7 protein-coding genes are annotated in these 7,319 nt (G+C 43.4%); 6 read left to right on the top strand and 1 reads right to left on the bottom strand.

Going from position 1 to position 7,319, the window contains the following annotated elements; genetic code table 11:
* Positions 1-461 precede the first annotated feature (461 nt).
* The 5 genes from F6K53_RS34500 to F6K53_RS34480 all read left to right on the top strand — a co-directional run bounded on the left by F6K53_RS34500 (position 462) and on the right by F6K53_RS34480 (position 4,854).
* Positions 462-3,647, top strand: a complete 3,186-nt coding sequence (locus F6K53_RS34500) for a plasmid replication protein, CyRepA1 family (protein ID WP_293083807.1) — start codon at positions 462-464, stop codon at positions 3,645-3,647.
* Between the two features lie 26 nt (positions 3,648-3,673).
* Entirely contained in the window at positions 3,674-3,904 is a 231-nt protein-coding gene (locus tag F6K53_RS34495; protein ID WP_293083804.1) for a hypothetical protein, read from the top strand.
* 4 nt (positions 3,905-3,908) lie between these two features.
* Complete coding sequence (locus tag F6K53_RS34490; RefSeq protein WP_293026745.1) at positions 3,909-4,088, top strand: hypothetical protein; 180 nt, start codon at positions 3,909-3,911, stop codon at positions 4,086-4,088.
* Positions 4,089-4,163: 75 nt separating this feature from the next.
* On the top strand, positions 4,164-4,292 hold the full coding sequence (locus tag F6K53_RS34485; protein WP_293026748.1) for a hypothetical protein: 129 nt from the start codon (positions 4,164-4,166) through the stop codon (positions 4,290-4,292).
* A 160-nt stretch (positions 4,293-4,452) separates the two neighbouring features.
* Complete coding sequence (locus F6K53_RS34480; protein ID WP_293026751.1) at positions 4,453-4,854, top strand: hypothetical protein; 402 nt, start codon at positions 4,453-4,455, stop codon at positions 4,852-4,854.
* 213 nt (positions 4,855-5,067) lie between these two features.
* Here the strand turns inward: F6K53_RS34480 and F6K53_RS34475 are convergent, their stop codons facing one another.
* Positions 5,068-6,282 (bottom strand): transposase, encoded by a 1,215-nt coding sequence (locus F6K53_RS34475; RefSeq protein ID WP_293026784.1) that lies wholly within the window; start codon positions 6,280-6,282, stop codon positions 5,068-5,070.
* Positions 6,283-6,968: 686 nt separating this feature from the next.
* Between F6K53_RS34475 and F6K53_RS34470 the strand changes: the two genes are divergently transcribed.
* A partial coding sequence (locus F6K53_RS34470) for a hypothetical protein (protein ID WP_366511384.1) occupies positions 6,969-7,319 on the top strand: 351 nt, incomplete at its 3' end.

Here is a 7,319-nt window from a genome sequence, read left to right as displayed (position 1 = left end):
GTTAAGAAGACTGGAGGCAGCTCTTAGTGTGGATTTTGGAGTGGTGTTTAACTACGATTCAGATCTAACACAGGAAGTTGATGGGTCTTTTACCCGAATTGATCTTGTCCATAGAGAAGTTTCTGATCAATATCAGACAGAGTAAGTATTCGCGATCGTCCCGTGACTGATGCGCCTTTGGCGATCGCAACCAAATCCATCAGAACCACTCCAATGAGAATGGGAGTCCCTAAATACCCTATTCCCCCAAAAGCCATAAAACGACCCTTACCACTGACCCGATTTTATGTATATTTGTTAACAAATAACTAAGTTTACTAAAAAATATTTTAAACTTGTCTTACTTGTTTGCTTTATGGAATATAATTATCACAACCAAATTTAAAACATAATAAAAACCCCATCCTCAAACTCTTTTAACAAAGACAGGACGGGGTAACACAACAAATATAAATCTTACTATGTCGAATTTTACTATAAAAAGCGCGATAGGGCTTCTATCGGATGAAATAACTCTAAATAACGTATTAAAACAGCATTATCGAGAATGGCAGCATTCAGCCGTTAATCGCCACATTATCGCACTGAATGTTGTTTCTTGCAGTGACAATGAGGCTTTCGACTATCTTCTATACTCAGATAACATTCCCCGGCGCAATGATGGCAGAATTCGTGACCACATGCTCAAACGCTATGGCCACATTGAGCACGGTGGCTGGTGGTGCTCAGGCATTGATCTACTCACTGGAGAACTAGCTCTTTGGGGGTGCTTTAAACCGGACAAGCCGCGACGAAACCCAGATAAGCGTAACAAACGCATCAAATACGAGCACCCACCCAAAGAGCCTACGGGAGTGTTTGCCCTCCAGATTCCCTTAGCTCTGGGACAACAAATCGCCAGTAGGTATGAGTGTGAGCCAAATTTTCTCAATTCAAATGGATGTAACTGGTTTTGGCAATGGGTGATCGACAACCCACAAGTCCCAATCGTGATAACCGAGGGAGCCAAGAAAGCCGGGGCATTACTCAGTGCTGGCTATGTGGCGATCGCAGTCCCAGGAGTCAACAGTGGTTATCGGGTCAGGGACGAGCGTGGGCAAAAGAAACGAGAGCTGATCCCAGAGCTTGAGGTCTTAGCCAAAGCAGGCAGAAAATTTTATCTGGCATTCGACCAGGACGAAAAACCAAAGACCATCACTATGGTCAATAGAGCCCAAGAGCGACTGGGTAGATTACTGGCTGAGAAAAAGGCTGAAGTCAAAATTATCAACTGGAACCCAAAGGACGGGAAAGGGTGCGATGACTTGATAGTCAATCATGGTCAGCCAGCTTTCGACCAGGCTATTGACAACGCCTTACCCTTGGATATTTGGAAAGCCAGACAGCTTCGTCAACTAACCTATCTTCCAGATACTCACCTCAATCAACGTTTTCTCGGAGAATTAAGCATCCCTGAATCAGCGAAACTAATTGGAATCAAGTCACCCAAAGGGACAGGGAAAACAGAATCCCTTGTCCCCCTAGTAGAAGAAGCAATACGTAATGGACAGCCGATTCTGGTCATCACTCACCGGATACAACTAACTAAAGCTCTTTGTCAACGTTTTGGCATAAATTACATCACCGACGTTCTTAACTCAACGGAAGGAGCACTGTTTGGATACGGTCTTTGTGGTGATTCTCTTCACCTCAAGTCCCAAGCCAAATTTAAAGCTGAAAATTGGGAAGGATGCTTGGTGATTCTTGATGAAGCTGAGCAGGTACTTTGGCATATACTCAACTCTTCAACCTGTCAAAAATATCGGGTTCCCATACTCAAGTCTTTCAAGACATTAATCCAAGGAGCAGCTCAGGTTATAGCTGCTGATGCAGACCTAAGCGATATAACCATTGATTACCTAAAAACGTTGACAAAAACCGAACCGTTTATCATTCGTAACGATTATAAATTCGATGGTTGGACTGTTTATCGCTATCCAAAACCAGAGACTTTGGTGAAAAATCTGGAGAAAGAAATCACCCAGGGTGGTAAGCCCTTTGTGTGCTTGTCAGCCCAGAAAGAGAAATCCATGTGGAGCACGCAAAACTTAGAGAATCATCTGCGAGAGCTATTCCCAAATAAGAAAATCCTAAGAATAGATTCTGAGAGTGTAGCAGACCCGAATCATGAAGCATTTGGTTCAATCACCAAGCTGAATGAAATCCTATCAAATTATGACATTGTTCTTGCATCACCCTCCATTGAAACTGGGGTGAGTATCGATCTCAAAAAACATTTCACATCAGTATGGGGTATCGCCCAAGGTGTTCAGTCCGAGAGTAGCGTCAGACAATCCCTAGCCAGACTCCGGGAGCCAGTAGACAGACACTTGTATGTTGCTCCCCATGGAATGGGAAAAGTAGGTAACGGTTCTAGTTCTTGGCAGTCACTGATAGCTGCTCAGAACGCTATGCTGAGAGCTAATCTCAAATTTCTACGGCAAGCGGATTTACCCGAACTCTCGTCAGTCTCTGACATTGACGAGTTAGAGAACTTTCAACCCGAGACATTGAAATGTTGGGCAAAGATGGCGACAAGACACAATGCCGGATTAATTAAATATGATGAACAAATTTTTACCGAGCTAGAGGCAGAAGGACATAAGATAATTTCCGTTGAACTGAGCCACGATAGTGACCAAGTAATCAGAGAATCCCTCAAAGACTGTAGAGATAAAAGCTACTTAGCCTCAAGGGAAGCGATTTCCCATGCTCAGCCATTTCTTAATGAGTCAGAGTACCTAGCGTGCAAAGACAAACAAGCCAAAACCAAGGAAGAAAGGCACCAAGAAAGAAACTGGGAGATGCGCAAGCGTTGGGGGGACGTTACTCCTGAATTACTAGAACTGGACGACAAAGGGCATTTCCCCAGATTTAGACTTCTTTATTATTTGACTTTGGGACGTTCTTACGTTGCCAATAAGAGCAAAGAGAGCGCCCAGTTCCAAATAGAACAAGGGGGGCTATTCCCTCCCGATTTCAATGGGTCTCAAAAGGGATTAAAGATTAAGGCGTTTGAGGTTCTCGGCATCAAAGAATTGCTCCAGTCTAATCGAAAGCTTAAAAACTCCGATCCGGTTCTAATCGAACTCAAACGAAAAGTTATTACCCCCATAATTAGGTGGCAGTTAAGTGCGCTCGAGCTTGGTCAGTTCAAGGAATCAGAAACTCCCATACAGATACTCAAAAAATTACTAAGTCATCTGGGTATAGGTTTAGTACGGATTGGGCGGGAGACCAGGCGAGGCATCAGGCACTGGATTTACCAACTCCGTGACTGGGGTGAACGGCAAAGCCTATTCGCTTACTGGTACCAGAGAGATTCCGAGAAGCAGCAACTGGCCTTGGCTCACAAAGATGTGTCCACGTCTGGTAAAGATAAAAAAGAGACATCCCATCTAGACACTATTACGGAAGACCAACCAACAGGAGTAGTAGCAAGAGTAATCTCCCAACTAGAGAGAGCAGCTCAAGTCGGCTCAGATGTCTTAAAAGGAGCCGTGAAATTCTATATTCGTTCTCCTTTCTGGGACGAAATCAAGGATGAAACGTGGCTTAATGTTCCATTCACAATCAGAAAAATGATAGATCGGTTTGATTACACTTAACTATCACTGGGGAAGAGGATTAATTTGTGTTTATTTGTGTTTATTTGTGTGGTAGCCAGTCTAAGTCGGAGTGGTTCCGTTTTAGAGAAAAAAGTGGGTGGTGTAAGGGCGTACGCACCTTCACCTACAGTAGTCCTAGGGTAAACACATCGACCAATGGTAGCGATCGCATGGTCTTAGGGTACGATCACATGTCCTTAGGGTGCGATCGCAAGAGCCTGAGGTTTTATCGCTCCCGGAACTACGGCGACGGATGAGTACATGGATGGGATAGAGGAAGACCTGGAACCGTTCGATGATGAGCAGCCGGTTGAGGTTATCGAAGCTAAATCAACCGTGCTAGCTGAGGTTGAACCTGATGAAGCGAGGAACAACGGAGAGGCAAAGGTCTGGGTCACTCGCAACCTCAACACTCTTCCGAAGTCCCATTCTGCTCCCTAGATTCCGACTCCCATCGGTTTACCCTGCAACCAAGGGCATATAACCTGATCTGCTTAGTCCCCAGCGTCTGGGGAGATGCTAGTCGGGGGAGGTGACCAGCCTTTTCGGACTTTCGGAGCTGAGACTCGGGTCGAAAAGCCTGGGCAAAAGAATGTTTATTACGAGGAAGTTTATCCCCTGGTTATTGTTACTAAGTTAGACTAAAGATACATAGTTAAGCGGAACTTCCATCAGAAGCGCTCGCATCAACAAAATGGAAAAAAACTATCCTACAGTTAAGTTCAAAATCAAAGAAGATTCAGCAGAATGCTCCTGGGGGTCTATCCACGACCCTTTTAGCTTAGTAATATTGAATCCAAGGATTGTGTCTAAAGACAATTTACAGCGCATTATTGACGAGAGTAGGAATATTCCAGGTGTTCCAGAAAGTACGGAAGGACTTAAGTGGGTCTCAGACTTTAAGATCAGAGCTTCCAAGAAGTTGAGAGTACCAGGTTACGCTCTCTATTATTTTAGAGACGATACTCCAGGGGTTCATTTTAAGTTTTTGATATTACTCAAAAAAATAGAAGACAGAATCAGAGTTCAAGAGCACCTCACGACAATGATTGACAGCTTGAAGCGCATTATTGATGGAGACAAAGAAAAGGTATTTTTTAGTCAGCCAAGGTCATTGGCAAGTATTTCACAAGACTTACCGGCAAGACTAAAAAAGAAATCCCAACCCCCTCAAGTCATGGTGATATCTATAGAAGACCTAGCTTGATTACTTCCAAAAAATTAACAAACCCCGCTCGTAATTGAGCAGGGGAAGAAGCAGTATTGGAAATTAGCAAGTGTCTTATGGCTTGTAGCCTTTAGGGATGTTATATCTAAGTTGTTTCATGACCGATTTTTTCACTTTTTTAGCGTTCGCGTAGCCTGGCCTATAGCCAATCGTACCCACATGACGTGACATACTCCCACACTGAATCAAAGATTACAGTGTGGGCTTCTTACCAACACCACCCAACGGTTCGGTTACTCGGTAAGCTTTACTAGTGACGGGATGCCCCACCGCCAAATTCAATATATTGATCGCTGCATTTACATCCCTGTCCGCCACATAACCACAATGAGGACAAGAATGGATGCGATCTTTTAGTTTTTTTGGAACTTTTGCTCCACAATTGGAGCAGTTTTGGCTGGTATTGCGAGGATTTACTGCAACCGTGACCAAACCAGCATTTTCGGCTTTGTTTGACAAGATAGACAGAAATTGACCCCACCCAGCGTCTAAAACAGACTTGGCCATTTTAGACTTAGCTAAACCCTTTATATTTAACTTCTCATGGGCAATTAAATCGTGATTGCCCAATAACTCTTTTGCGGTTTTAAAGTGAAAATCTTTTCGGGTATCAGCCACTTTTTTGTGAGCTTTCCCCAGTTTGTTGACAACTTTTTTCCTGTTGTTACTACCTTTCTTAGATCTGCTAACAGCTTTTTGAATTTTCTTTAGTCGTTTCTGAGCCTTTCGGTAGTATTGAGGAATTGGAACTTCTGAACCATCAGACTTTATTAGAAACGACTTGAGTCCCATGTCTATTCCGACGGAGCTGGTTACACTGTCTACTGGGACAATCTCCGGTACGGTATCATCTTGAATTGACAGTGTGACGTAGTAACCATCAGCTTTTCGGGTTATAGTGGCTGTTTTGACCTTAAACCCTTCTGGAATAGGTCTATGGTAGATCATTCTAACTTTTCCAAATTTTGGGAGAGTTAGAATGTTTCCATTTATTGGGTTTTTGGATAAAGAAGGAAATGTGAAGGATTTATATCTATTTTTCCCTTTGAACCTTGGTTTCCCACTTCTTTTTCCGTTACTATCGCCCTTTAGAAAACGCTTAAAAGCTAAATCAACTCTTTTGACACAGTTCTGTAGGACTTGAGACTGAACCACCTTGTACCAGGGTCTGTCTTTCTTCAACTGAGGCAGAGAATTTTGCTGTGAAAAGTAGTCGGGATTATTTTTTAATTCTGGTAGATGACAGACCAAAGGACAAGAGTTAATGGAACAACGATTCTGCTCGTACCAACTAAATCTTTCAGCAAGTAAATAGTTGTACTGGTGGCGCAACATATCCAACCACCTTTCGACCTCTGTTTCCTGTTTTTTTGTTAACCTTAGTCGGTACTGATAAGCTGATATCATTGTTGCCATCTCCTGTTTTTCGACCTATTATTAGGATAACGTATGTTACAACAAATGTCAACACTAAAATGAAATATCAAAGATTCGTGATCAGATTAACCAGTTTTGAAAAACAGCAACTAAAACAAGAGGCTGATAGAAGAGGAATGACTTCATCTGAATTACTAAGAAGTTTGATAGCTCGTTTTCCGGATCCTAAAGACTCTGTGCAAAATTCATCCCTGGAGACGAAACCTTAGATAGTGGAGCTTTATTACAAAAGATTTAACCCTTTTGCCCATAACCGACTAACCATAAAAGCTCCACTATCTTACGGTAACTTTAAGCACTCATGCTGCGCATAGAGATGTGGGACTTCTTTTGCCGGACAGTTAAGAGTGTAATTTGGCAAAGTCAACGTTTCGCTCCGGAAGCGTTCGCAAAGCGTGGCTAACAGCCTCAGCTTCCGCGCTTGAGCGATCGCTTTTTTGATTGTGCCGAAAACCCGAGGACATATCAATCTTTCCCAGGTGGAACCGAACCAGGCCACAGGAGGGCATCGAAATCGCCAAAACCCAGACATGTCTTGGGGGAAATACTAGGTTACTTGATGAAGCCTTTCCACCGAAGATAGTGTGATATAAACTGTGAGCGTGAACATCCGGTGAACATCCGGTGAACATTCACCGAACATCCAGCAAACGGTTATGGTTCAAGAAATAGACAAGTTTCCCATCAAAGATTTACAGAGCCGATATAGCATAGGTCGCACCGCCCTTTATGAGCGACTAAAACATGCGAATATCAAGGCCAACAAAGAGGGAACTCGCTCTTTTGTGTCCGGCAAACAGCTTGAGGAGCTGGATCGCTTGCACAACCATTTGGAAAGGGGTGGAACCTTTGAAGACTTTGAGGCATTATTAACCGAAGGGTTTACCGAAGATAGTCAGGAAACTATCTCCCTGGACAGTTCACCGAACAGTTCACCGAACAGTTCACCGAACGTTCACCGGACAGGTTCTTGGGAGGCAGAACGGGAAGCATTGGAGGTGTTGATT

The sequence above is a fragment of the Moorena sp. SIO4A1 genome, from assembly GCF_010672065.1.
Taxonomy (GTDB): Bacteria; Cyanobacteriota; Cyanobacteriia; order Cyanobacteriales; family Coleofasciculaceae; genus Moorena.
This window is presented reverse-complemented; position numbering and strand designations above follow the sequence as displayed.